The 20,833-nt window shown below is 71.5% G+C and carries 22 protein-coding genes; 14 read left to right on the top strand and 8 right to left on the bottom strand.

Going from position 1 to position 20,833, the window contains the following annotated elements:
- The first annotated feature begins 84 nt into the window (after positions 1-84).
- Both OEIGOIKO_RS13185 and meaB read left to right on the top strand, forming a co-directional pair.
- On the top strand, positions 85-1,260 hold the full coding sequence (locus tag OEIGOIKO_RS13185) for an acetyl-CoA C-acetyltransferase (RefSeq protein WP_125058667.1): 1,176 nt from the start codon (positions 85-87) through the stop codon (positions 1,258-1,260).
- Positions 1,261-1,348: 88 nt separating this feature from the next.
- Positions 1,349-2,317, top strand: a complete 969-nt coding sequence (gene meaB, locus OEIGOIKO_RS13180; RefSeq protein WP_125054214.1) for a methylmalonyl Co-A mutase-associated GTPase MeaB — start codon at positions 1,349-1,351, stop codon at positions 2,315-2,317.
- A gap of 880 nt (positions 2,318-3,197) precedes the next feature.
- On the opposite strand, the gene OEIGOIKO_RS13175 is transcribed toward meaB, so the two are convergent.
- Positions 3,198-3,836, bottom strand: a complete 639-nt coding sequence (locus OEIGOIKO_RS13175; protein WP_125054213.1) for a PepSY domain-containing protein — start codon at positions 3,834-3,836, stop codon at positions 3,198-3,200.
- 126 nt (positions 3,837-3,962) lie between these two features.
- On the opposite strand from OEIGOIKO_RS13175, the gene OEIGOIKO_RS13170 reads away from it, so the two are divergent.
- Positions 3,963-4,625 carry a response regulator transcription factor gene (locus OEIGOIKO_RS13170; protein ID WP_125054212.1) on the top strand — a complete coding sequence of 221 codons (663 nt, stop codon included), beginning with the start codon at positions 3,963-3,965 and terminating at the stop codon, positions 4,623-4,625.
- A complete protein-coding gene (locus OEIGOIKO_RS13165; RefSeq protein ID WP_125054211.1) occupies positions 4,618-6,054 on the top strand; it encodes a sensor histidine kinase in 1,437 nt (478 codons plus the stop codon). The genes OEIGOIKO_RS13170 and OEIGOIKO_RS13165 overlap by 8 nt, the downstream gene beginning before the upstream one ends.
- A gap of 161 nt (positions 6,055-6,215) precedes the next feature.
- Here OEIGOIKO_RS13165 and OEIGOIKO_RS13160 read toward each other — a convergent pair whose 3' ends face one another.
- From OEIGOIKO_RS13160 to OEIGOIKO_RS13145, 4 genes are all read right to left on the bottom strand, one after another.
- On the bottom strand, positions 6,216-6,692 hold the full coding sequence (locus tag OEIGOIKO_RS13160; RefSeq protein ID WP_031008046.1) for a MarR family winged helix-turn-helix transcriptional regulator: 477 nt from the start codon (positions 6,690-6,692) through the stop codon (positions 6,216-6,218).
- A 115-nt stretch (positions 6,693-6,807) separates the two neighbouring features.
- On the bottom strand, positions 6,808-7,581 hold the full coding sequence (locus tag OEIGOIKO_RS13155; RefSeq protein WP_125054210.1) for an AIM24 family protein: 774 nt from the start codon (positions 7,579-7,581) through the stop codon (positions 6,808-6,810).
- Positions 7,578-8,261, bottom strand: coding sequence for an AIM24 family protein (locus OEIGOIKO_RS13150; RefSeq protein WP_125054209.1), 684 nt, complete (start codon positions 8,259-8,261; stop codon positions 7,578-7,580). The genes OEIGOIKO_RS13155 and OEIGOIKO_RS13150 overlap by 4 nt, the downstream gene beginning before the upstream one ends.
- Positions 8,261-8,899 carry an AIM24 family protein gene (locus tag OEIGOIKO_RS13145; protein ID WP_125054208.1) on the bottom strand — a complete coding sequence of 213 codons (639 nt, stop codon included), beginning with the start codon at positions 8,897-8,899 and terminating at the stop codon, positions 8,261-8,263. Before OEIGOIKO_RS13145 ends, OEIGOIKO_RS13150 begins: the two co-directional genes overlap by 1 nt.
- Before the next feature lie 129 nt (positions 8,900-9,028).
- On the opposite strand from OEIGOIKO_RS13145, the gene OEIGOIKO_RS13140 reads away from it, so the two are divergent.
- Both OEIGOIKO_RS13140 and OEIGOIKO_RS13135 read left to right on the top strand, forming a co-directional pair.
- Positions 9,029-9,373: a DUF3817 domain-containing protein gene (locus tag OEIGOIKO_RS13140; RefSeq protein WP_125054207.1), complete on the top strand. Its 345-nt coding sequence runs from the start codon at positions 9,029-9,031 to the stop codon at positions 9,371-9,373.
- On the top strand, positions 9,370-9,675 hold the full coding sequence (locus OEIGOIKO_RS13135) for an MTH1187 family thiamine-binding protein (protein WP_125054206.1): 306 nt from the start codon (positions 9,370-9,372) through the stop codon (positions 9,673-9,675). Before OEIGOIKO_RS13140 ends, OEIGOIKO_RS13135 begins: the two co-directional genes overlap by 4 nt.
- Before the next feature lie 23 nt (positions 9,676-9,698).
- Here the strand turns inward: OEIGOIKO_RS13135 and OEIGOIKO_RS13130 are convergent, their stop codons facing one another.
- On the bottom strand, positions 9,699-10,706 hold the full coding sequence (locus tag OEIGOIKO_RS13130) for an ArsR/SmtB family transcription factor (RefSeq protein WP_125054205.1): 1,008 nt from the start codon (positions 10,704-10,706) through the stop codon (positions 9,699-9,701).
- 118 nt (positions 10,707-10,824) lie between these two features.
- Here OEIGOIKO_RS13130 and OEIGOIKO_RS13125 point away from each other — a divergent pair, with 118 nt between their 5' ends.
- The 8 genes from OEIGOIKO_RS13125 to OEIGOIKO_RS13090 all read left to right on the top strand — a co-directional run bounded on the left by OEIGOIKO_RS13125 (position 10,825) and on the right by OEIGOIKO_RS13090 (position 17,727).
- Positions 10,825-12,111, top strand: coding sequence for an MFS transporter (locus tag OEIGOIKO_RS13125; RefSeq protein WP_125054204.1), 1,287 nt, complete (start codon positions 10,825-10,827; stop codon positions 12,109-12,111).
- 146 nt (positions 12,112-12,257) lie between these two features.
- Positions 12,258-12,944 carry a WXG100-like domain-containing protein gene (locus OEIGOIKO_RS13120; RefSeq protein ID WP_125054203.1) on the top strand — a complete coding sequence of 229 codons (687 nt, stop codon included), beginning with the start codon at positions 12,258-12,260 and terminating at the stop codon, positions 12,942-12,944.
- Positions 12,941-13,750, top strand: a complete 810-nt coding sequence (locus OEIGOIKO_RS13115; RefSeq protein ID WP_125054202.1) for a hypothetical protein — start codon at positions 12,941-12,943, stop codon at positions 13,748-13,750. The genes OEIGOIKO_RS13120 and OEIGOIKO_RS13115 overlap by 4 nt, the downstream gene beginning before the upstream one ends.
- Positions 13,743-14,294 carry a hypothetical protein gene (locus OEIGOIKO_RS13110; RefSeq protein WP_246177327.1) on the top strand — a complete coding sequence of 184 codons (552 nt, stop codon included), beginning with the start codon at positions 13,743-13,745 and terminating at the stop codon, positions 14,292-14,294. The genes OEIGOIKO_RS13115 and OEIGOIKO_RS13110 overlap by 8 nt, the downstream gene beginning before the upstream one ends.
- Before the next feature lie 65 nt (positions 14,295-14,359).
- Entirely contained in the window at positions 14,360-14,890 is a 531-nt protein-coding gene (locus OEIGOIKO_RS13105; RefSeq protein WP_125054201.1) for an SUKH-4 family immunity protein, read from the top strand.
- A 95-nt stretch (positions 14,891-14,985) separates the two neighbouring features.
- Entirely contained in the window at positions 14,986-15,495 is a 510-nt protein-coding gene (locus tag OEIGOIKO_RS13100) for a MarR family winged helix-turn-helix transcriptional regulator (RefSeq protein WP_031008030.1), read from the top strand.
- A 53-nt stretch (positions 15,496-15,548) separates the two neighbouring features.
- The gene (locus tag OEIGOIKO_RS13095; protein ID WP_125054200.1) at positions 15,549-15,881 is read left to right on the top strand and encodes a DUF3817 domain-containing protein; all 333 of its coding nucleotides are present in this window, start codon (positions 15,549-15,551) and stop codon (positions 15,879-15,881) included.
- A gap of 145 nt (positions 15,882-16,026) precedes the next feature.
- A complete protein-coding gene (locus OEIGOIKO_RS13090) occupies positions 16,027-17,727 on the top strand; it encodes an acyl-CoA mutase large subunit family protein (protein ID WP_125054199.1) in 1,701 nt (566 codons plus the stop codon).
- A 57-nt stretch (positions 17,728-17,784) separates the two neighbouring features.
- Here OEIGOIKO_RS13090 and secD read toward each other — a convergent pair whose 3' ends face one another.
- Together secD and OEIGOIKO_RS13080 are read right to left on the bottom strand one after the other, a co-directional pair.
- Entirely contained in the window at positions 17,785-20,127 is a 2,343-nt protein-coding gene (gene secD / locus OEIGOIKO_RS13085; RefSeq protein ID WP_125054198.1) for a protein translocase subunit SecD, read from the bottom strand.
- A gap of 120 nt (positions 20,128-20,247) precedes the next feature.
- Entirely contained in the window at positions 20,248-20,772 is a 525-nt protein-coding gene (locus OEIGOIKO_RS13080) for a hypothetical protein (protein WP_125054197.1), read from the bottom strand.
- Between the last annotated feature and the right edge of the window lie 61 nt (positions 20,773-20,833).

The following is a 20,833-nucleotide window of genomic DNA, read 5'->3' as shown; positions in this document are numbered from 1 at the left end:
ATTGACGGGAACCCTCGTTAACCTCCCTGTACAGGAAGGGCCGCGCTGATGTCGACAGCGAACGGTACGTCCAGCACCACCTCCGTGATCGTCGCGGGCGCCCGTACCCCCATGGGCCGCCTGCTGGGGTCCCTGCGCAGCTTCTCCGGCGCCGACCTGGGCGGCGCGGCCATCAAGGCCGCGCTGGACCGGGCGGGCATCGGCGGCGACCAGGTGCAGTACGTGATCATGGGTCAGGTGCTGCAGGCCGGCGCGGGCCAGATCCCCGCCCGCCAGGCCGCCGTCAAGGCCGGCATCCCGATGAGCGTGCCGGCGCTGACCGTCAACAAGGTCTGCCTCTCCGGCCTGGACGCCATCGCCCTCGCCGACCAGCTGATCCGCGCCGGCGAGTTCGACGTGGTCGTCGCCGGCGGCCAGGAGTCCATGACCAACGCGCCCCACCTGCTGCCGAAGTCCCGTGAGGGCTTCAAGTACGGCGCCGTCGAGATGCTCGACTCGATGGCCCACGACGGCCTCACCGACGCGTACGAGAACGTCGCCATGGGCGAGTCGACCGAGAAGCACAACACCCGCCTGGGCATCGGCCGCGCCGAGCAGGACGAGATCGCCGCCCGCTCCCACCAGCGGGCCGCCGCCGCCCAGAAGAACGGCCTCTTCGAGGCCGAGATCACCCCTGTGGAGATCCCGCAGCGCAAGGGCGAGCCGGTCGTCTTCAGCAAGGACGAGGGCATCCGCGCCGAGACGACCACCGAGACCCTGGCCAAGCTGCGCCCCGCCTTCGCCAAGGACGGCACCATCACCGCCGGCACCTCCTCCCAGATCTCCGACGGCGCCGCCGCGGTGGTCGTCATGAGCAAGGCCAAGGCCGAGGAACTGGGCCTTGACTGGATCGCCGAGATCGGCGCCCACGGCAACGTGGCGGGCCCGGACAACTCCCTCCAGTCCCAGCCGAGCAACGCGATCCGGCACGCACTGGCCAAATCCGGCCTCTCGGTCGAGGATCTTGACCTGATCGAGATCAACGAGGCGTTCGCCGCGGTGGCCGTGCAGTCAATGAAGGATCTCGGGGTGTCGCCGGAAAAGGTGAACGTCAACGGCGGAGCCATCGCGCTCGGTCACCCGATCGGCATGTCCGGCGCCCGCATCGTGCTCCACCTCGCCCTGGAACTGCGGCGGCGCGGCGGTGGTGTCGGCGCGGCGGCACTGTGCGGCGGCGGTGGTCAGGGCGATGCGCTGATCCTCCGCGTCCCCGGCAAGTAACCGCGGCGCGACGGACCGGGCGGGCCGGAACCCGCCCGTCCTCGTGACGCAACGTGACCGTGAGAACCGAGATGGGAGGAGCTGGGCCGTGGTGGACGTCCCCGAACTGGTGGAACAGGCGCGGCAGGGCCGGCCGCGGGCCGTGGCCCGGCTGATCTCGCTGGTGGAGGGCGCGTCCCCGCAGCTGCGCGAGGTGATGGCGGCACTGGCCCCCCTGGCCGGCGGCGCATACGTGGTCGGCCTCACCGGTTCACCGGGCGTAGGCAAGTCGACCTCCACGTCCGCCCTGGTCAGTGCCTACCGCCGAGCCGGCAAACGGGTGGGCGTACTCGCCGTCGACCCGTCCTCCCCCTTCTCCGGCGGCGCCCTCCTCGGCGACCGCGTCCGCATGTCGGACCACGCGTCCGACCCCGGCGTCTACATCCGCTCCATGGCCACCCGAGGCCACCTGGGCGGCCTCGCCTGGGCCGCGCCCCAGGCCATCCGGGTCCTGGACGCGGCCGGCTGCGACGTGATCCTCGTCGAGACGGTGGGCGTCGGCCAGTCCGAGGTCGACATCGCCGGCCAGGCCGACACCACGATGGTCCTGCTGGCCCCCGGCATGGGCGACGGCATCCAGGCCGCCAAGGCCGGAATCCTGGAGATCGGCGACGTCTACGTCGTCAACAAGGCCGACCGCGACGGCGCCGACGCGACGGCCCGCGAGCTCAACCACATGCTCGGCCTCGGCGAGGCCCGAGCCCCCGGCGACTGGCGCCCACCCATCGTCAAGACGGTCGCCGCCCGGGGCCAGGGCACCGACGAGGTGGTAGAAGCCCTCGAAAAGCACCGCGCCTGGTCAGAGGAGCACGGCACCCTGGCGGAACGCCGCCGCACACGAGCGGCCCGAGAGGTCGAGACGATCGCCGTCACCCGCCTGCGGGAACGGATCGGCGACCTGAGGGGGGACCGGCGGCTGTCCGTACTCGCGGAGCGGATCGTGGCCGGGGAGCTGGACCCGTACGCGGCGGCGGATGAGCTGGTGGCGGGGGTTACGGGGGAGGGGACGGAGGGCTGAACGCGATGCGCGCGATGCGCGCGTTGCGCGCGATGGTCTGGTGGTGGGGGTGCGCGTTGTGCGCGGTGGGGCCGGTGGTGGGGGGCTCGGGGCCACTCCGGGGTCACTCCTCGGCATCCTTTAGTTGAAGTGCATCGGATAGTGGGCCAGCGTGCGGACTGCCTGCGGGGAGACCCCTGCGCGACCCCGAGCCCTGGCCGGATGGCGGCTTTCCGAGCGATCGGGCTGGGGACTTTCACAAGCCGGGCGCGTCCCGGTGCGCCCCGGCACCCCGGTGCGCCTCGGCGCCCGAGTGCCCGGGTGCGCGAGTGCCCGAGTGGCCGCGCGTCGTCCGGCGCGTCAGCGTCCGAGTGCGCGAGCGTCCGGGTGCCCAAGTGCCCAAGTGCCCAAGTGCCCAAGTGCCCAAGTGCCCGAGTGCCCGAGTGCCCGAGTGGCCGGGTGTGGTCCGGCGCGTCAGCGCCCGGGTGGCGCGGCGGAGCCGCGTCGGGGTGGGCTGGCCCGGGGCGCGCGTTCCGCCGCCGGGGAGTGGGCTGCCGTGCCGCCCCCTCCCCGTGCGCCTCACCACCAGGAGAGGCGGACCCGGGCGTCATCGAAAACTCCCCCCACCGACCTCGGCTCGCCGAACCGGCCGGAGGGGGCGTGTAGGGGGCCATCCCCGCAGGCAGTCCGCACGCCGGCCCACGTATCAATTCACTTCAACTAAAGGATGCCGAGGAGTTGGCCCCCTGCGCGCCCCCGCCCCCACAACGAAAGCAATGCGAACCGTGCGTCAGCACACACCCCCGCGCGCAGCGCGAAAAACGCCCACCCCGGGCAGGGTGAACCCGCGAACCAGGCCCACCCCACCCGGGGGCACAACATCGGCTTCCCCCCGGGAACGTCAGTCGTCGCGTCCACCATTGTCGTCATCATCCGCATCCCGCGGAGCAACCGTCACCCCAGCAGTCTTCGGGTCAACATGGAGCTTGTGCTCCTTGCCGTCCTTGGAGACGGTCTCGACCTCCCAGACAGCACTGGACCGGTGATCGTCGTCCAGGTCGACGGAGGTGACGGTGCCGTACCGGTCGGCGGCCTTCCGAGCCGCCGCGGAGGCGTCCACGGCGATACCCTTCAGCTCGGCGCGAGCGCGATCAACGCCGTGATCGTCGTCCCCCGCATGCTCGACGCGCTGGTTCAAAACCTTCGCGTCGCCCGCGTCGAGCGTGACCTCGTGCCACTTGCTGTCCTTGCCGAGGACATCGACCTCCCAGACCAGGCCGGGCCGGTCCTGGTCGAGATCGATGCCGGTGACGGTGCCGGGGACGGCCTTCAGGGCCGCCGCGGCGGCCTCGGGGGCGGAGACGGTCGCCGCCTTGGCCTCCCGTGCGTCCTCGTGCACATCGTCGTGGGGCACGCTGACACTGGAACGCGGCGTCGAAGACGCCTCCGGGGAGTCGCCGCTGAAGGCGACGGCGGTCGCGGTGCCGCCGCCGACGAGGGCGGCCGCAGCCACGGTGGCGATGACGATGTTGCGCTTCATGTCGGTTCGTTCTCCCGGATCGATGGGGTGTTGCTCGATGACGTGTTCCACAGTGGCCGGGAGAAGCTGAAGCCAGGCTGAAGTCACCTGAAGGGTTCTTCAGGCGGGCGGTGGCATCGTGTGCGTATGCGCCTGTTGATCGTGGAGGACGAGAAGCGGCTGGCCCTGTCGCTGGCCAAGGGTCTGACGGCCGAGGGGTACGCGGTCGATGTGGTGCACGACGGCCTGGAGGGCCTGCACCGGGCGGGCGAGGGCGCGTACGACCTGGTCGTGCTGGACATCATGCTGCCGGGGATGAACGGCTACCGCGTGTGCGGGGCACTGCGCGCCGCCGGGAACGACATGCCGATCCTGATGCTGACGGCCAAGGACGGGGAGTACGACGAGGCCGAGGGGCTGGACACCGGCGCGGACGACTACCTGACGAAGCCGTTCTCGTACGTCGTGCTGGTGGCCCGGATCAAGGCGCTGCTCCGCCGCCGCGGGCGCACGGCGTTGCCCGTGCTGCACGTCGGGGAGCTGAGCATCGACCAGGGGGCCCGGCGGGTGGAACGGAACGGGACGGAAATCGTCCTGACCACCAAGGAGTTCGCCGTGCTGGAGCAACTGGCGCTCCGCGCGGGGGACGTGGTGTCGAAGGCGGAGATCCTGGAGCACGTCTGGGACTTCGCGTACGAGGGTGACGACAACATCGTCGAGGTGTACGTGAGCGCGCTGCGGCGGAAGCTGGGCGCCGCGGCGATCCAGACGGTGCGCGGCGCCGGGTACCGGCTGGTGTCCGGTGCGTAGGTTCTTCGGGAAGGTACGGGTCCGGGCCGCGGCGGGCGCCTCGCTCGTGGTGGCGGTGGCGCTGGTCGCGGCGGGCACGGCGCTGCTGCTGGTGCTGAAGAACAACCTGGTGGGGCAGGCGGACCTCCAGGCGGAGAACGCCGCGCGGGAGGTCGCGACGCAGATCGCGACCGGCAAGCCGTACGAGAAGCTGGACCTGCCGGACGGGGACGAGCGTCCGGTGGTGGTGCTGGCCGAGGACGGGCGGGTGCTGGCGGCGGGCGACGACGTACGGGCGGTGGACGGGAAGGCCGTGACGGAGCGGCATCCGCCGGCGACGCGGCAGCCGGGCGGGTCCGGGGCCAGTTCCGGTACCGGCTCCGACTCCGGCGACGATGACGACGACGACCGCGAGATCAAGCCGGGCGAGGTCGAGGACAAGGCGCGGCACAGCGGCGGTACGGCGACGGTCGGCCACCGGACGGCGGACTACCGGTTCGCCACCGTCGAGGCCAAGGACACCCAGGGCGACAAGGCCGTCGTACGGGCCGGCGCGCCGCTGGCGGCCGAGCGCGAGGCGGTGGGCTCGGTGCGCACCGCGATGCTCATCGGTCTGCCCTGCCTGCTGCTGGTCGTGGCCGGGGTGACCTGGCTGGTCACGCGGAGAGCGCTGCGCCCGGTGGAGGGCATCCGCCGGGAGATGGCGGCGATCACGGCCAGTACGGACCTGTCGCGGCGGGTGCCGGAGCCGGGCTCACGGGACGAGATCGACCGGCTGGCCCGTACGACCAACGAGACGCTGGGCGCGCTCCAGGAGTCGGTGGAGCGGCAGCGCCGGTTCGTCGCGGACGCCTCGCACGAGCTGCGCAGCCCGATCGCGAGCCTGCGGACGCAGCTGGAGGTGGGCATCGCCCACCCGGAACTGCTGGACGCCGAGGGCGCCGTGGAGGACGCCGTACGGCTGCAGAACCTGGCCGCCGACCTGTTGCTGCTGGCGCGACTGGACGCGGGGGAGCGGCCGGCGGACACCCGGATCGACCTGGCGGCGCTGGTGCGGGAGGAGGTCTCGCAGCGGGTCGGGGACCGGATCGCCGTGCAGGTGGGGGACCTGGCGGGAGTGGAGGTCGCCGGTTCGCGGAGCCAGGTGGGCCGGGTACTGGGCAACCTGCTGGACAACGCGCAGCGGCACGCGGCGGGTGCCGTACGGGCCAGTGTGGTGCGGGACGGCCGGTGGGCCGTGCTGCGGGTCGAGGACGACGGGCCCGGGGTGCCGCCGGAGGAGCGGGAGCGGATCTTCGAGCGGTTCGTACGGCTCGACGACGCCCGCAGCCGGGACGACGGCGGGGCCGGTCTCGGCCTCGCCATCGCCCGCGACGTGGCGGAACGGCACGGCGGCACGCTGACCGTGCGCGACGGCGCGGTCTTCGAACTGCGGCTGCCGACGGCGTAGCGGCCGGGAACCACGGCCGCCACACTCCGCCGACGGCCGGGCCCGCGTCCGTCAGCGGCGTGCGCCGACCGGGCCCGTGGCCGCCGACGATGCGCGCAGGCCGGGCCCGTGGCCGCCGATGACGCGCGGCGGCCTGCCCCGTACCCCCGACGGCGCAGCCGTCAGACCTTGCCGCGGCGCCCCCGCAGGTGCTCGGCCACCGGGGTCAGCGACGCCCGGAGGGATTCGAGGTTCTCGGGGGCGAACAGGTCGATGAAGTGCCGCCGAACGGACGCGACGTGGTGCGGCGCGACCCGGCGCATGGTGTCCCAGCCGTCGTCCGTGAGCACCGCGTACAGGCCGCGGCGGTCGGACTCGCAGCTCTCCCGGCGTACCAGGCCCGCGTTCTCCATCCGGGTGATCTGGTGGGACAGGCGGCTCTTGGACTGCAGGGTGGCGGCGGCCAGGTCGCTCATGCGCAGCCGCCGGTCCTCGGCCTCGGAGAGGTTGACCAGGATCTCGTAGTCGTTGTTGGTCAGTCCGAACGGCTGCAGGTCGCGCTCCAGCTGGTGCATCAGCAGCCGGCTGACGTCCAGGTGGGTACGCCAGGCTCGCTGCTCCTGCTCGGTCAGCCAGGGAGTGTCGCTGTCGGTCGTCATGAATGAATTCTACCCGTGAAAGTTGAATATCGAATTAGTCATGGCTGTGACATGGGTCGGGCGCTCGGTCGGGCGCTTGCTCAGACGTTCGAGGTTACCGTCCGCAGACTACCGCTCACAGCCCGAAGCGGCGCTGGAGCCCCCCGAGGGCGCCCGGCAGCTGCGGCGTTTGTGAGCCACTTTGGCGCGTTGCCTCACCCCCGCCCGGCACCCCCGCCTCGGCCGTGACCTCCCCTGTCGCCAGCTCGGGCATCAGCTGTTCGGTGGACTGCAGCAGCACCGTGCCCGCCCCGACGAACTCGAACTGGTGCTCCTCGCCGGAGACTCCGCCCAGACCCGTGTGCGCCCGTACGCCGCCCAGGAATCCCCGCAGGTACTGGTGGTCGTAGTGGTGGCAGGGCGAGGGGCAGTCGGCCCAGCCCACCAGGGCCTGCGGGTCCACCCGGATCGGCGGCTCCATGAAGACCACCGGGCCGTTGGAGGCGGCCACGAACTTGCCCGTGCCGATCAGCGTGAGGAAGCCCGGAATGATCGACTGCTTCAGCGACAGAGATGGCTGAAACGCGAGCAGGTTGCCCGAGCGAATGGTCAGGTTGCCGTCTTCGAGATCGTAGGAATTGACGTCGAACGCCCGGTCGGCGAGGAGCATCTTGCCCTGGCCCTCGGCGACGACCCAGTCCGCGGCGTGCAAAGGCGAATGGAAGCTGTGGGCGATCAGGCGGTCCAGCGCGCCGTGCCCGATGCCCTGGAAGTCGATCCGCCCGTAATAGGCGATCATCTTCCCCTTCTGCAGGAACCACTGGCCGTTCAGGTCCACGCTGAAGGTGTACTCGTTGACGTTGTCGTCCGAGGGGAGCGTGTGGGGGTCGAGAACGACGGGACCGGTCACAGTTTCTCCTCCGACGCCTGTACGTAGACGGTGCCCTGGCCGGACAGCTCCAGCTGGAACGCCTCTCCCGAGCCGCGGCCGACCATGTCGCGCCAGCCCAGCGCCGTGGAGAGCTTGTTGCGGACGTCGCCGCGGTGCGCCACGTACGCCTGCGGGTCGACGTGGACGGGCCCCTGCGGGGTGATGGGCAGCTCGATGACGCCGCCGTGCGCCATCACGGCCACCGCGCCCTGCCCCTTGAGGGTCGTGGTGAACAGGCCCTGGCCGGTGACCTGGCCGCGCACCATGCCCATGACGCCGCCCTGCGCCCCCATGAACATCGTGCCCTGCCGGAGCGTCCCGTCGAAGGCGAGCAGCCGGTCCGCCTCGACGTACAGGGTCTCGCCGGTCAGGTCGACGACGTGGATGTGGTGGCCGCCGTGGCCGAAAAGGACCGTTCCAGTGGGGGCACCTCCCTGGCCCTCAAGGCCTTGGGAGACTTCCACGGTCATCAGCGGCGTCGCCTCGTTGGCGATCCGCCGGCCGATCATCGACCCGATGCCGCCCTGGCCGCCCTGGATGTTGGGCGTGAAACTGACGTCGCCCTGATAGGCGAGCATCGCGCCGCGCTGGCTGTACAGCCGCTGCCCCGGGCCGATCTGCGCCCGCACCATGCGGGAGTTGACGGAGGTGAACGGCATCAGAGCTCACCGCCGACCGTGTTGCGCTCGCTGGGCTGCACGTACACCAGGCCCTCGCCCTCGAAGCGGATCTGGAAGGACTCGCCGGAGCCCTCGCCTATGAAGGTGCGGAAGTTCACCCCGGACTGGAAGTGCTGCTTGAGGTCGCCGGTGTGCGCGACGTACGCGCCGGGGTCGACCTGGAGCGGGTACTGCTTGGTGACGCGCAGCACCACGGCGGGCCCGTCGGAGACGATCGCGGCCTGGCCGCTGCCCTCGACGGTGGTGGTGAACAGGCCGTTGCCCTGCGAGGCACCGCGCAGCCCGGTGAAGGTGGTGCCGGTGCGCAGCGCGGCGTCGGTGCACAGCAGGTTGCTGGCCTCGACGTACAGCTTCTCGCCGTGCAACCGGACGAGATTGATCTCGCTCGCGCGGTCGGCGAAGTAGCAGGTGCCGTGGCCCTTCACCTCCATCACTTCCATCTGTTCGCCGGTCAGCCGGCGGGTGACCATGCCGCGCAGCCCGTCACCGCCGCCGGTCATCTTCTTGAACGTCATCCGGCCGTCGTAGGCGACCATCGCGCCGTTCTTCGCCTTGACGGCATCGCCGGTCATGTCGACGGCGAGCACTTTGCTCCCCTGGAGCCGAAACTGAGCCACAGGATCGAAGGTAACCGGCGTACCGACCCCTGAACAGTGATCCTTTGCGGGCCTGCAACAATGGGGTCGCCCTTGTGAAATGTCGCACAAGCACATCGTGCCGCCACCTGCCACCCGAACGAGGTTCCCGTGGACATCAAGACCGCTTCCGCCCTGCGCCGGCTCCGCCTGGTCTCCGCCCCCGAGGCGGTTTCGTTCCTGCTGTTGCTCGTCTGCTCGGTCCTCAAGCGGACCACCAGCTTCGACGGTGTGATGGTGATGGGCATGGTGCACGGCGTCCTGTTCATCCTGTACGTGGTGTTCTGGCTGGACGCCTGGAACCGCACCAAGTGGCAGTTCAAGACCGCCGCGCTGTACTTCGTGCTCTCCGTTCTGCCCACCGGCGGCTTCTTCGCCGAGCGGATGCTCAAGCGCGAGGCCGAGGCCACCGTCATCGCCGCCCGCGCCCGCCGGGAAGGCGTGGTCAACGCATGATCGTCGCATTCTCGGTGAGCCCGCTGGGCGTGGGTGAGGACGTCGGCGAGTACGTCGCCGACGCCGTACGGGTGGTCCGTGAGTCCGGTCTGCCCAACCGTACGGACGCCATGTTCACGTCCATCGAGGGCGAGTGGGACGAGGTCATGGACGTCGTCAAGCGCGCCGTGGCCGCCGTCGAGGCGCGCGCCGGACGGGTCTCGCTCGTCCTGAAGGCCGACATCAGGCCAGGCGTCACCGACGGCCTGACCTCCAAGGTCGAGACCGTCGAGCGCCACCTCGCGGCGGACTCCGGCACCTGACCGGCACGGTCACCGGCACCGGCTCAGCGCGGCGGCCTGCCGCCCGCACTCCCCGCGCTGAGCGCGATGCCCAGCGGCGTCCGCTCGTACAGCACCAGGTGTCCCTGCCGGCGCGAGGTCAGCAGTCCGGCGTCGCGCAGCACCGACAGCTGCGCCGACACCGACGACGGCGCGAGCCCCAGCCGCTGCGCCAGCGCCGTGGTCGAGGCCGGTTCGTCCAGCGCGACGAGCACTGCCGCCCGGTTCACGCCGAGCAGCCGGGCCAGCGCCGGGCCGGTCTCCGGCTCCTGCCACAGCCCGCCGATGCCGCGCGCCGGGTAGAGGACGGTGGGCTGCCAGTGCGGCTCGTAGGCGCTCACCACGTCGGGCCACACGAAGACGCTCGGCATCAGCAGGACGCCCCGCCCGTCCAGATCCTGGATCTGCAGGAACCGCGCGCGGGTACGGACCGTGAGGGTGCCGCCGGACCAGGTGATGCGCGGGCTGAGGTCCGCGAACAGCTTCTCCAGCCCGTCACTTGCCAGCTGCCGCGACCGGTAGGCGACCTCCGCCTCCAGCAGCGCGCGCAGCCGGGGCCAGTCCGCCTCCAGCAGCGCGCGCCAGGCCCGCTCCGTGGCGTCGGCCAGCTCCTGCACGGCGGCGGCCGGGTCCGCCAGCATCGCCCGCCCCTTCGAGGAGGCGGCCGCCCCGGGCGTACAGGCCAGCGACTTGGCCAGCTCCGCGTGCGCGATGGCCGGGTCCGTGGCCCGGACCCGCGCCAGCTCCTCTTCGAAAGGCGCGAGTGACGACTCCGGCGGCGGCCCCAGGAAGTCGGGGGTGTAGCCGGGCTGGGGCGACGGCATCAGGAGCCACAGCGCGGACAGGTCCAGGCCCGCCAGCGCCGTACGCATCCGCCGCAGCCAGGGCAGGTGGTAGCCGTGCCGGTCGGTGCGCAGCAGGGTCCGTACGGCTTCGTGGGTCTCGCAGAGCGGCGAGATGGCGAAGCGGATGCGCAGCAGGTCGTCCGCGCCGAAGCGCATGTCCAGCGGCATGACCGAGGCCCCCCTCTCCTCATACCCCCACTCTTCCCACCGAGCGGCCGCATCCGTCATGGATTCGTCCCCCACCGAATAACTGGGGGCCCGAAACCCGGCCCGGCACGCTGCCCCCATGCCCGCCACGCCCTCCGGGCCCGCCACCACGGGCCCCGCCGACCCGCGCCCGGAGCCGCCGCCACCCCCCACCGGAACCGGCTACCGCGCCGTCTTCTCCGTCCCCGAATTCCGCTCCGTCTTCGCCGCACACCTCCTCTCCTCCCTCGGCGTCGTCCTCTGCGAGATCGCGCTCTCCGTACTCGTCTACCGGCTCACCGGGTCACCCCTGCTGAGCGCCCTGACGTTCGCACTCGGCCTGCTGCCGTACGTGGTCGGCGGCACCCTGCTCTCCGCCGTGGCCGACCGCTACCCGGCCCGCCGCGTCCTCGTCGTCTGCGACCTGCTGTGCGCGGCCTGCGCCGCCGCGATGCTGGTCCCGGGCACGCCGGTCGCCGTACTACTGGCCCTGCGCTGCGCGACCGCCGCCATAGCCCCCGTCTTCGCCGGCACCCGGGCCGGGACCTTGGGCGACGTGCTGGGGGACGGCGACCTGTTCGTCCTGGGACGCTCGCTGATCCGCATCGTCAACCAAGGCGCGCAACTCGTCGGCTTCGCCGCCGGGGGCCTGCTCCTGGCCGCTGTGGCACCCGGCGCGGTGCTCGCCATCACCGCCGCCACCTTCCTCGCTTCGGCCCTCCTCCTACGCCTCGGCACCCACTCCCGCCCCGCGCGCAGCACGACCCGCGGAGCACTGCTCGGCGCCTCCCTGACCGGCACCCGGCACCTCCTCTCCGACCGCCGCATCCGATCCCTCCTCCTGCTGACCTGGCTCCCCCCGACCTTCGTCGTCATCCCCGAAGCACTGCTCGTCCCGTACGCGGACTCCCTCGGCGCGGGCCCGGCAGCGGCCGGCCTGCTCATGTGCGCCATGCCCATCGGCGCGATCACCGCCGAAACCCTGGCCGGCACCTACCTCGGCCCCCGGGCCCGCACCCGCCTGACCTTCCCCCTGGGCCTCTTCTGCGTCCTCCCCTCCCTGGGCTTCGCCACCCGCCCCTCACTCGGCTGGGCAGTAGCACTCCTCGTCCTCACCGGCACCGGCATCGCCTACAACTTCGGCGTCGACCGCTGGTTCGTGGCCGCCGTACCCGACGCCCTCCTGGGCCAGGCCATGACGGTGATGCAGGCGGGCCGCATGACGATCATGGGCCTGGGGATGGGGGCGGCGGGGGCGGCGGCCGAGTTCGCACCTCTTCGGGTGGTGATGCCGGCTGGTGGGGTGGTGGGGGCGGCGGCGGTGGGGTGGGTGGTGCTCGAAGTGCGGCGAAACGCGGCCCGGGCCGACGAGGGAGGCCCCGTCTGACGAGGAGTTTTTCCGAAGGCCGTCGAGCGGCGGTTCCTGGCTGCGCGGCCGGTCGCCTCGCTGCCGTCGGCGCTTTTTCCCCGTAGTAGTGTTCGGCCCTCGCACGAGTGATTCGTACGGTCTCGTCGAGGTGGAGGGGGAACGAGATGGGAGTCGTGCTGCCCGACGAGGCGGCCTGGGTACTGGACCTCATCGGTGTCGAGTGGCCCAACGTCGACGAGGACGATTACCGCGACATGGCCGATGGCCTGCGCTCTTTTGCCACCCAGATGCGCGACGGCAAGAACGCGACGGAGGGTGTCGTCCGCGAGTTCCTGGAGGGCAGCGAGGGCTTGGCGACCGCGGCCTTCGAGAAGCACTGGGGCAAGGTCAGCGGCACCCATCTGGAACGCCTCGCCCAGGCGGCCGATCTCGGTGCGACGGCCCTGGACGGTGCGGCCGTCGCGGTGGCCGGTGCCAAGGTGGCAGCCATCGTCCAGCTGGGCATCCTGGCCGCAGAGATCATCGCCGCGCAGGCCGCGGCGCCGTTCACGTTCGGGCTCTCCGAGCTCGGCGCGCTCGGCGCCACCCAGGCCACACGCGTCATCGTCCGGCGGCTGCTGAAGGAGGCGGAGCATCTCCTCGTCGAGGAGCTCATGGCCGTCGCCACCGGCCCGATCTTTTCCGCACTGGGCGGTATGGCCACCGATCTCGTCATCCAGGTCGGCGCCAACGCCGTCGGCCTTCAGGACGGATACAGCCCGGGCAAGACACTACGGGCGGGCGGTGAGGGCCTCTCCGACGGCCTGGACGCCGTCGGCGGGACGTTCACCGGGCGGGGAGGCAACGCGTGAGCGACACCGTCCGCAACGACAAGGATCTGCACGACCGGCTGGCCGACCGGATCACTTCCCAGGCCGACGAGCACGAGTCCGGCGCACGGCCGCACCTGCGCCGTAGCCGTGCCGGGCTGGGGCGTACGCGGGGCCGCGGCAGCATGGCAGCGGCCGTCGAAGGCGGAGCGGAGAAGATCCTCCGGGCCATCGAAGAGGCCGAGGAGCAGCTGCACAAGCACCTGCACGACGTCTCCAAGGGCGTGCGGATCATGGGTGAGAACCACGCGCGCAACGACAAGAACATCGAGACGATGCTGAACGGCATCGTCGATCGCTCTCGTACCCAGGACGGGATTCGCGACGGCGGCGGGATCGGCAAGGACCGGCCGGACCCGACGAAGGACGCCCACGACGTCACCCTGGAATGGAAGCCAGGCATGCCCAAGCAGGCCTTCGAGCGGAAGGCGAAGGCCCTGCAACGGCTCGGTGAGGAGGGGCAGCTCTTCAAGTACAAGGGCAAGACCGAGGACTACCGCGACAAGGAGATCACCAAGAAGTACAAGGGCGCGCTGGAAGCACTGATCCGCAGGAACCACAAGGACGACCCCGAGTTCGCCGAGGAGGCCGCGGTTGCCGCCCGTAAAATGCAACCCGACCATGTCAACGAGCTCCAGACCGGTGGTCCGGACGCGTGGCGTAACCTGCGGATGCTCGATCGGACGACGAACTTCGAGATCGGCACGCAACAGATACGCCCGCAGATCCGGGATCTTCCGGACGGCAATCCGATCCGTATCGACATCAAGTGGTGGCCAGATGACTAGCGTGAGCCCGGGATCGCCCCGTCTGACCGCGACGGTGGACGCCTTGCGGACGGCGCTGGCGGAGAGCACTGACCTGCTCCGGTCCACGCTCGGCGGGACGATCGACGAGGAAACAGCGGCCGCCGCGGCGGCCGACGGGGTTCCACGGGAGTTCCTCGACTTCTGCCGTGTGCTGGACGGAGCGAGCTGTGGCCCTTCCCTGCAGCTCTTCGGCCTGGAGGAGGCCGAAGAGCACCAGTTCTACTGCGGGCCGGTGGCCGACTCCCCGCTGGGCTTGTCCCCGGCGAAGCTGTTCTGCATCGGATTGATCAACGACACGCCGATCTTCCTCGACCGCTCGGGCGGCGGTGTCCTCGGTATCCCGGACGAGCACCGGGAGTGGGTTGACGCGGAACGCTTCGAGCCGCTCGCGCCCGGGCTGGAGGTGTTCTTTCTGGAGCGGCTCGCCACGTCGGAGTACACGCGGTTTGCGTCGGTCGACGACGCATTGGTGGAGTACGACGACTGGCTGAAGCTGCTGCGGCGAGCCGGTCTTGCCGGCTGAGTCGACGGCGAGGCCGGTAGGGCTCGGCAGACACGGACGCACGACGAAGGGAAAGCGGAGAAGGCATGGCCACCCATGACGAGATGACGGAGCTGTTCGGCGCGGACCGGGTGGTCATGCTGGACCGCGCTGTCGCCGAGGAGCGCGGACTGCCGAAGGCCGATGCCGAGGTGCTGTGCGACGTCGGTGTGCCGGTCTTCGTCGACGTGCTGTTCACTCTCGACACCGCGGACGGAGCGCCGGACCCGTTCACCGTCGTGCCGGTGGCCGCGGGGAGCGAAGAGACCCGCATCCTCGTACTGGGCGGTCCGACCGACGACCCCTCGATGCGGTACTGCCTCGACGTGGAGCGCGGCTTCGTGATCCTCATGTCGTTCGGCGAGGAGCCGCAGGCCGAGATCGTGAACCGGACCCTCGCCGACTTCGTCGAGTTCCTGTACCGCTTCGCACTGCGGGCCAGGCACCTGGAGCACGCCGCACCGCAGGATCGCGGTCCGTACACGAAGCAGCTCGTGGAGTACCTGCAGACTCGCGATCGGTACGCATTCGCACAGCCGGACAGCTGGTGGTCGATGGTCTTCGCGCAGGCCGGCTGATGTGCGGGAAGCCCCCTGTCGGGAAATGATCCGACCGGATACCGAACCCTGAGACAGGGCTGACCACGATATGGCCGACCGGTAGGGTCGACGGCGTGCCGAAGCCGCTCAGTCTTGCCTTCGATCCGATCGCCCGTGCCGACGAACTGTGGCAGCGACGATGGGGAGCCGTGCCGTCCATGGCCGCGATCACGTCGGTCATGCGCGCCCATCAGATCCTGCTGTCCGAGGTGGACGCGGTGCTCAAGCCGTACGGGCTGACGTTCGCCCGGTACGAGGCGCTGGTGCTGCTCACCTTCTCCAAGGCGGGGGAGCTGCCCATGTCGAAGATCGGGGAGCGGCTGATGGTGCATCCGACCTCGGTGACCAACACCGTCGACCGGCTGGTGAAGTCCGGGCTGGTGGACAAGCGGCCGAATCCGAACGACGGGCGCGGCACGCTGGCGTCCATCACCGAGCAGGGGCGGGTGACCTGTGACAAGGCGACGCGTGACCTGATGGCGATGGAGTTCGGGCTGGGGGCCTACAGCGCCGAGGAGTGCGGGGAGATCTTCGCGATGCTGCGGCCGCTGCGGGTCGCGGCCGGTGATTTCCAGGACGAGTGATCCGTGGTAGGGGCGGCGAAGATCGCCCCGGAACGGGCGGTTACGCTCGGACCATGAAACGCAGCGTGCTGACCCGATACCGGGTGATGGCCTACGTCACCGCCGTCATGCTCCTCGTCCTGTGCGCCTGCATGGTGGCCAAGTACGGCTTCGACACGGGCAAGGACCTGACGCTCGTGGTCTCCCAGATCCACGGCGTGCTCTACATCATCTACCTCGTCTTCGCCTTCGACCTGGGGTCCAAGGCGAAGTGGAAGTTCGGCAAGCTGCTGTGGGTGCTGATCTCCGGCACCATCCCGACCGCTGCCTTCTTCGTCGAGCGCAAGGTCGTCCGGGAGGTCGAGCCGCTGGTCGCGGAGGGGGCGCCGCAGACGGCGAAGGTCTGAGGCGACGCGCGGGCGCACAGCCGTACAGTCACCAGGCCGCCGGGTCCGTCCGGCGGCCTGCGCGTAGGGCCTGTCGGGTGCTGTTCGGCAACTTCCGGCCGTCAGCCGTCGACAATTAGTAGGACGTCCTAGTAAATTCGGGGGTATGGACGCTGACGCGATCGAAGAGGGCCGCCGCCGCTGGCAGGCCCGGTACGACTCGGCCCGCAAGCGGGACGCGGACTTCACCACGCTCTCCGGCGATCCCGTGGAGCCGGCGTACGGCCCCCGCCCCGGGGATTCGGTCGAGGGATTCGAGCGCATCGGCTGGCCGGGGGAGTACCCGTTCACGCGCGGGCTGTACCCGACCGGCTACCGCGGCCGTACCTGGACCATCCGCCAGTTCGCGGGCTTCGGCAACGCCGAGCAGACCAACGAGCGGTACAAGATGATCCTCAAGGCGGGCGGCGGCGGACTCTCCGTGGCGTTCGACATGCCGACGCTGATGGGGCGGGACTCCGACGATCCGCGTTCGCTGGGCGAGGTCGGCCACTGCGGTGTCGCCATCGACTCGGCCGCCGACATGGAGGTCCTGTTCAAGGACATCCCGCTCGGCGACGTCACGACCTCGATGACGATCTCAGGACCGGCCGTCCCGGTCTTCTGCATGTACCTGGTCGCCGCCGAGCGCCAGGGCGTCGACCCGGCCGTGCTGAACGGCACGCTCCAGACGGACATCTTCAAGGAGTACATCGCGCAGAAGGAGTGGCTCTTCCCGCCCGAGCCGCACCTGCGCCTGATCGGCGACCTGATGGAGCACTGCGCGCGCGGCATCCCCGCGTACAAGCCGCTCTCGGTCTCCGGCTACCACATCCGCGAGGCGGGCGCGACGGCCGCGCAGGAGCTGGCGTACACCCTCGCCGACGGCTTCGGGTACGTGGAGCTGGGCCTCTCCCGCGGCCTGGACGTGAACACCTTCGCGCCCGGCCTGTCCTTCTTCTTCGACGCCCACCTGGACTTCTTCGAGGAGATCGCGAAGTTCCGGGCCGCCCGCCGCATCTGGGCCCGCTGGATGCGCGACGTGTACGGCGCGACCAGCGAGAAGGCCCAGTGGCTGCGCTTCCACACGCAGACCGCCGGTGTCTCGCTGACCGCCCAGCAGCCTTACAACAACGTCGTCCGTACGGCGGTGGAGGCGCTGGCCGCGGTCCTCGGCGGGACCAACTCCCTGCACACCAACGCCCTGGACGAGACCCTCGCGCTGCCCAGCGAGCAGGCCGCGGAGATCGCGCTGCGCACGCAGCAGGTGCTGATGGAGGAGACCGGCGTCGCCAACGTCGCGGACCCGCTGGGCGGCTCGTGGTTCATCGAGTCGCTGACCGACCGGATCGAGGCCGATGCGGAGAAGATCTTCGAGCAGATCAAGGAGCGGGGCCGGCGCGCCGTGCCGGACGGGCAGTACCCCATCGGGCCGATGACGTCCGGCATTCTGCGCGGTATCGAGGACGGCTGGTTCACCGGGGAGATCGCCGAGTCCGCCTTCCGCTACCAGCAGGCGCTGGAGAAGGGCGAGAAGAAGGTCGTCGGCGTCAACTGCCACCACGGCTCGGTCACCGGTGACCTGGAGATCCTGCGGGTCAGCCACGAGGTCGAGCGCGAGCAGGTACGGGTCCTGGCGGACCGCAAGGCGGCCCGGGACGACGCGCGGGTGCGCTCCTCGCTGGACGCGATGCTCGCCGCCGCGCGCGACGGCGGCAACATGATCGAGCCGATGCTGGCGGCCGTGCGGGCCGAGGCGACGCTCGGCGAGATCTGTGACGTGCTGCGCGAGGAGTGGGGCGTGTACACGGAGCCCGCGGGGTTCTGACACAGGCTCTTCCGTACCGGGGGCGGGGCCGTGCGCGGTCCCGCCCCCGGTGCCGTGTCAGACCACCGCGCCGTTCCCGGCCCTGGCCTTGTCGCGCGGGCGGGCCGCGGGTGCCTCCGGGCCCGGGTGGCGGCTCTCCAGGACGACGGCGGCCGGGGTGGCCGTGAAGATCGTCGAGGCGATGCCGAACACGACGCCCGCCAGCAGCGCCACGGAGAAGTCGGCCAGTGAGTCGCCGCCCAGCACCGCGAGGGCGGCCAGGACGAACAGGGCGCCCATGCCGGTGTTCACCGTACGCGGCACGGTCTGGACGATCGCCCGGTCGGCGAGGAGCGTCAGCCCTTGCGGGCCGCGCGCCGCCCGGTCGCCCTTGGCGCCGCGCCGCAGCTCGCGGAGGCGGTCGAAGAGCACGACCGTGTCGTTGACGGAGTAGCCGACGACGGTCAGCAGCGCCGCGAGGAAGACGCTGTCCACCGGTTTGCCCAGCCAGGCGAACAGGCCCACCACCAGCACCACGTCCTGGATCATGGCGAGGACCGCGGCCGTCGCGAACGTCCAGCGGAACCGGATGCTCAGATAGATCAGCTGGGCGGCGACCGCGATGCCCAGCGCGATCAGCGCCTTGCCGCGCAGCTCGCTGCCCATGCTGGGCCCGATCTTCTCGTCCCGCTCGACCTCGACCGTGCCGCCGGGCTTCTGGAGGGACGTGCGGATACGGTCCTGCTCGGCGTCGGTGAGCTGCTCGGTGCGTACGGCGATACCGCCGTCGCCCGACTCCTGGACCACCGCGCGCGGGAAGCCCGCCGCCGAAACCGCCTCGCGCGCCGTCTCGGCGTCCACCGTACGGCTGGTGCTGTACTCGACGAGCCGGCCGCCGGTGAACTCCACACCGAACTCCAGGCCGCGTACGCCGATCCCGGTGACGGCGAGCAGCAGCAGGCCGGCGCCCATGCCCAGCCAGGTGTGACGCCGCCGCATCAGCCGCGGTCCGCGGCGCGCGAGCCAGCGCCGTACCCGCCCCTCGGACGCCATGCCGGTGATCGCGGGCCGCCGCCGCACACAGCCCCGGCGCACCGCCCAGCCCGCCAGCACCCGCGTGATGACCAGCGCCGAGACCATCGAGGCCAGCACACCGATGGACAGGGTGACACCGAAGCCCTTGACCGGCCCGGTGGCGAAGAAGAACAGCAGGCCGGCGGCGAGCAGCGTGGTGACGTTCGAGTCGAGGATCGCGCTCCACGCCTTGCCGAAGCCCTCGCGCAGCGGACGCCGCAGATCGCCGCCGGAGCGGATCGCGCGGCGCGCGTACTCCTCCCTGGCCCGTTCGAAGACCAGCACATTGGCGTCCACCGCCATGCCGATCGCGAGCACGAAACCGGCCAGGCCGGGGAGGGTGAGGGTGGCGCCGAGGGCGACGAGCGTCGCGTACGAGATCAGTCCGTACGCGGCGAGGGCCACCGTGGCCAGCGCGCCCAGCAGCCGGTAGACGACGATGACGAACACGCCGGTGCACAGCAGGCCGATGACGGCGGCGGTGGCACTGGCCTTGATCGCGTCGGCGCCCAGCGTCGGGCCGACGGTGCGCTGTTCGACGACCTCGACGGGCACCGGCAGGGCGCCGCCCTTGACGAGGGCCGCCAGGTCGCGCGCCTCGGTGTCGCTGAAGCCGCCGGTGATCTGGGCGTTGCCGCCGGCGATGCCGGTCTTGCACGGCACGCTCTGCTGCATGCCGGGCGCGGAGATCACCCGGTCGTCCAGCACGATCGCGACCCGCCGGGCCGGATCGCCGGGCGCCGCGCACGCCGCCTGCCCGGTGACCCGCGCCCAGGCGTCCCCGGCGGCGCCGCGGAAGGACAGGTCGACGGTCCAGCCGCGCCCGCCCTGCGCGTCGAAGACGGCCTCCGCGTCCTTGACGCCCTCGCCGGTCAGCGCGGGCGCACCGAGCCGCAGGGCCTGGCCGGGCGTGTCGGGGTCGGCGAGGGTGCGGGTGCGGTCGTCCTTGGCTTTCATCTCCGGCGTGCCCTTGGGGTCCGGCAGGGTGCCGAGCACGGGGTGGAAGGTGAGCTGCGCGGTACGGCCGATGACCTCGACGGCCTGCTTCGGGTCCTGGACCCCGGGCAGTTCGGCGACGATCCGCTTCTCGCCGGAGCGGGAGAGCGACGGTTCGGCGACGCCGAGCGCGTCGATCCGCTGCCGCAGCACCTCCAGCGCCCGGTCGGTGGCGGCGGAGTCGGCACGGGTGGTGGGCGAGTCCTTTGTCTCCAGGACGATCTGGGTGCCGCCACGGAGGTCGAGACCGAGGCGGGCGGGGGTGGTCAGGGCGAAGAACAGGGACACGGCGACGACGGCGAGCGCGATCAGCGCACGCCAGGGCCGCCGCGACGGAGCGCGGGACGGCATGGGGCTCCCCTTCAGGGATACGGAGGCGGGGCGCAGGGCGGTCGCGCGCACCGGGCCGCGACGGCGCGTCGGGGCGTCGCCGGGCATGCCGGTGCTGCGGGCCGCCGTACGCCTGGGGCGTCAGCTGCTCCGTACGAAGGGGGGTCCGCGCGGGCTGCGCGGGGAGTACCGGGCCCAGGGCGGTGCCCGCTCCTGGCGCGGGCCGACGGTCTCGCCGTACCCGAAGGGGGCGTGGCGGGGCGCCGGGGCCGCGGCGGGCAGCGCGCCCGGGAGGCCGGGGAAGCGCGGGAGCGGGAGGACGGCCTGGACGTGGGCGGTGGCGGTCTGGCGGGCCACCGGCCGGTCCGGGGCGGTGCGGGCGTCGGCCCGGGGGTGGCCGGGCGCGGTGCGGGCCGTGAACACCTGGGGTGCGGCGGCGGACGATGGCCGGGAAGCGGTGCCGGCGGGGCCGGAAGCGGTGCCGGCGGGGACGGCAGCGCTGCCTGCCGGACTCGTGGCGGCGGCAGGCGGTGAGCCGGGCAGCAGCGGGCCGGACGTGGCACCCGCCGTCCCGGACGTCCCGGCCAGGACCAGCAGGACGGCCCACAGCCCGGCCAGCGCGCGGGGCAGGACGCCCGGCAGCGCACGGCGTGCTCGTCCGCTCACCGCCCGCCCCTTCCGGTCCGCCCGCCCGGCCCGTACCCGGCCGTGATTGCGGCCCAGGGTA

The organism is Streptomyces paromomycinus, from assembly GCF_003865155.1.
GTDB lineage: Bacteria > Actinomycetota > Actinomycetes > Streptomycetales > Streptomycetaceae > Streptomyces > Streptomyces chrestomyceticus.
Note: the sequence above shows the minus strand (reverse complement) of the source record. Positions and strands in the feature narration are given on the sequence as shown.

Bases quoted from the DNA above. Each gene is read 5' to 3' on its own strand.
- OEIGOIKO_RS13175 (WP_125054213.1), bottom strand. From the start codon at position 3,836: ATGAAGCGCAACATCGTCATCGCCACCGTGGCTGCGGCCGCCCTCGTC.
- OEIGOIKO_RS13170 (WP_125054212.1), top strand. From the start codon at position 3,963: ATGCGCCTGTTGATCGTGGAGGACGAGAAGCGGCTGGCCCTGTCGCTG.
- OEIGOIKO_RS13160 (WP_031008046.1), bottom strand. From the start codon at position 6,692: ATGACGACCGACAGCGACACTCCCTGGCTGACCGAGCAGGAGCAGCGA.
- OEIGOIKO_RS13150 (WP_125054209.1), bottom strand. From the start codon at position 8,261: ATGCCGTTCACCTCCGTCAACTCCCGCATGGTGCGGGCGCAGATCGGC.
- OEIGOIKO_RS13135 (WP_125054206.1), top strand. From the start codon at position 9,370: ATGATCGTCGCATTCTCGGTGAGCCCGCTGGGCGTGGGTGAGGACGTC.
- OEIGOIKO_RS13130 (WP_125054205.1), bottom strand. From the start codon at position 10,706: ATGCCGCTGGACATGCGCTTCGGCGCGGACGACCTGCTGCGCATCCGC.
- OEIGOIKO_RS13125 (WP_125054204.1), top strand. From the start codon at position 10,825: ATGCCCGCCACGCCCTCCGGGCCCGCCACCACGGGCCCCGCCGACCCG.
- OEIGOIKO_RS13120 (WP_125054203.1), top strand. From the start codon at position 12,258: ATGGGAGTCGTGCTGCCCGACGAGGCGGCCTGGGTACTGGACCTCATC.
- OEIGOIKO_RS13110 (WP_246177327.1), top strand. From the start codon at position 13,743: ATGACTAGCGTGAGCCCGGGATCGCCCCGTCTGACCGCGACGGTGGAC.
- OEIGOIKO_RS13105 (WP_125054201.1), top strand. From the start codon at position 14,360: ATGGCCACCCATGACGAGATGACGGAGCTGTTCGGCGCGGACCGGGTG.
- OEIGOIKO_RS13095 (WP_125054200.1), top strand. From the start codon at position 15,549: ATGAAACGCAGCGTGCTGACCCGATACCGGGTGATGGCCTACGTCACC.
- OEIGOIKO_RS13090 (WP_125054199.1), top strand. From the start codon at position 16,027: ATGGACGCTGACGCGATCGAAGAGGGCCGCCGCCGCTGGCAGGCCCGG.
- secD (WP_125054198.1), bottom strand. From the start codon at position 20,127: ATGCCGTCCCGCGCTCCGTCGCGGCGGCCCTGGCGTGCGCTGATCGCG.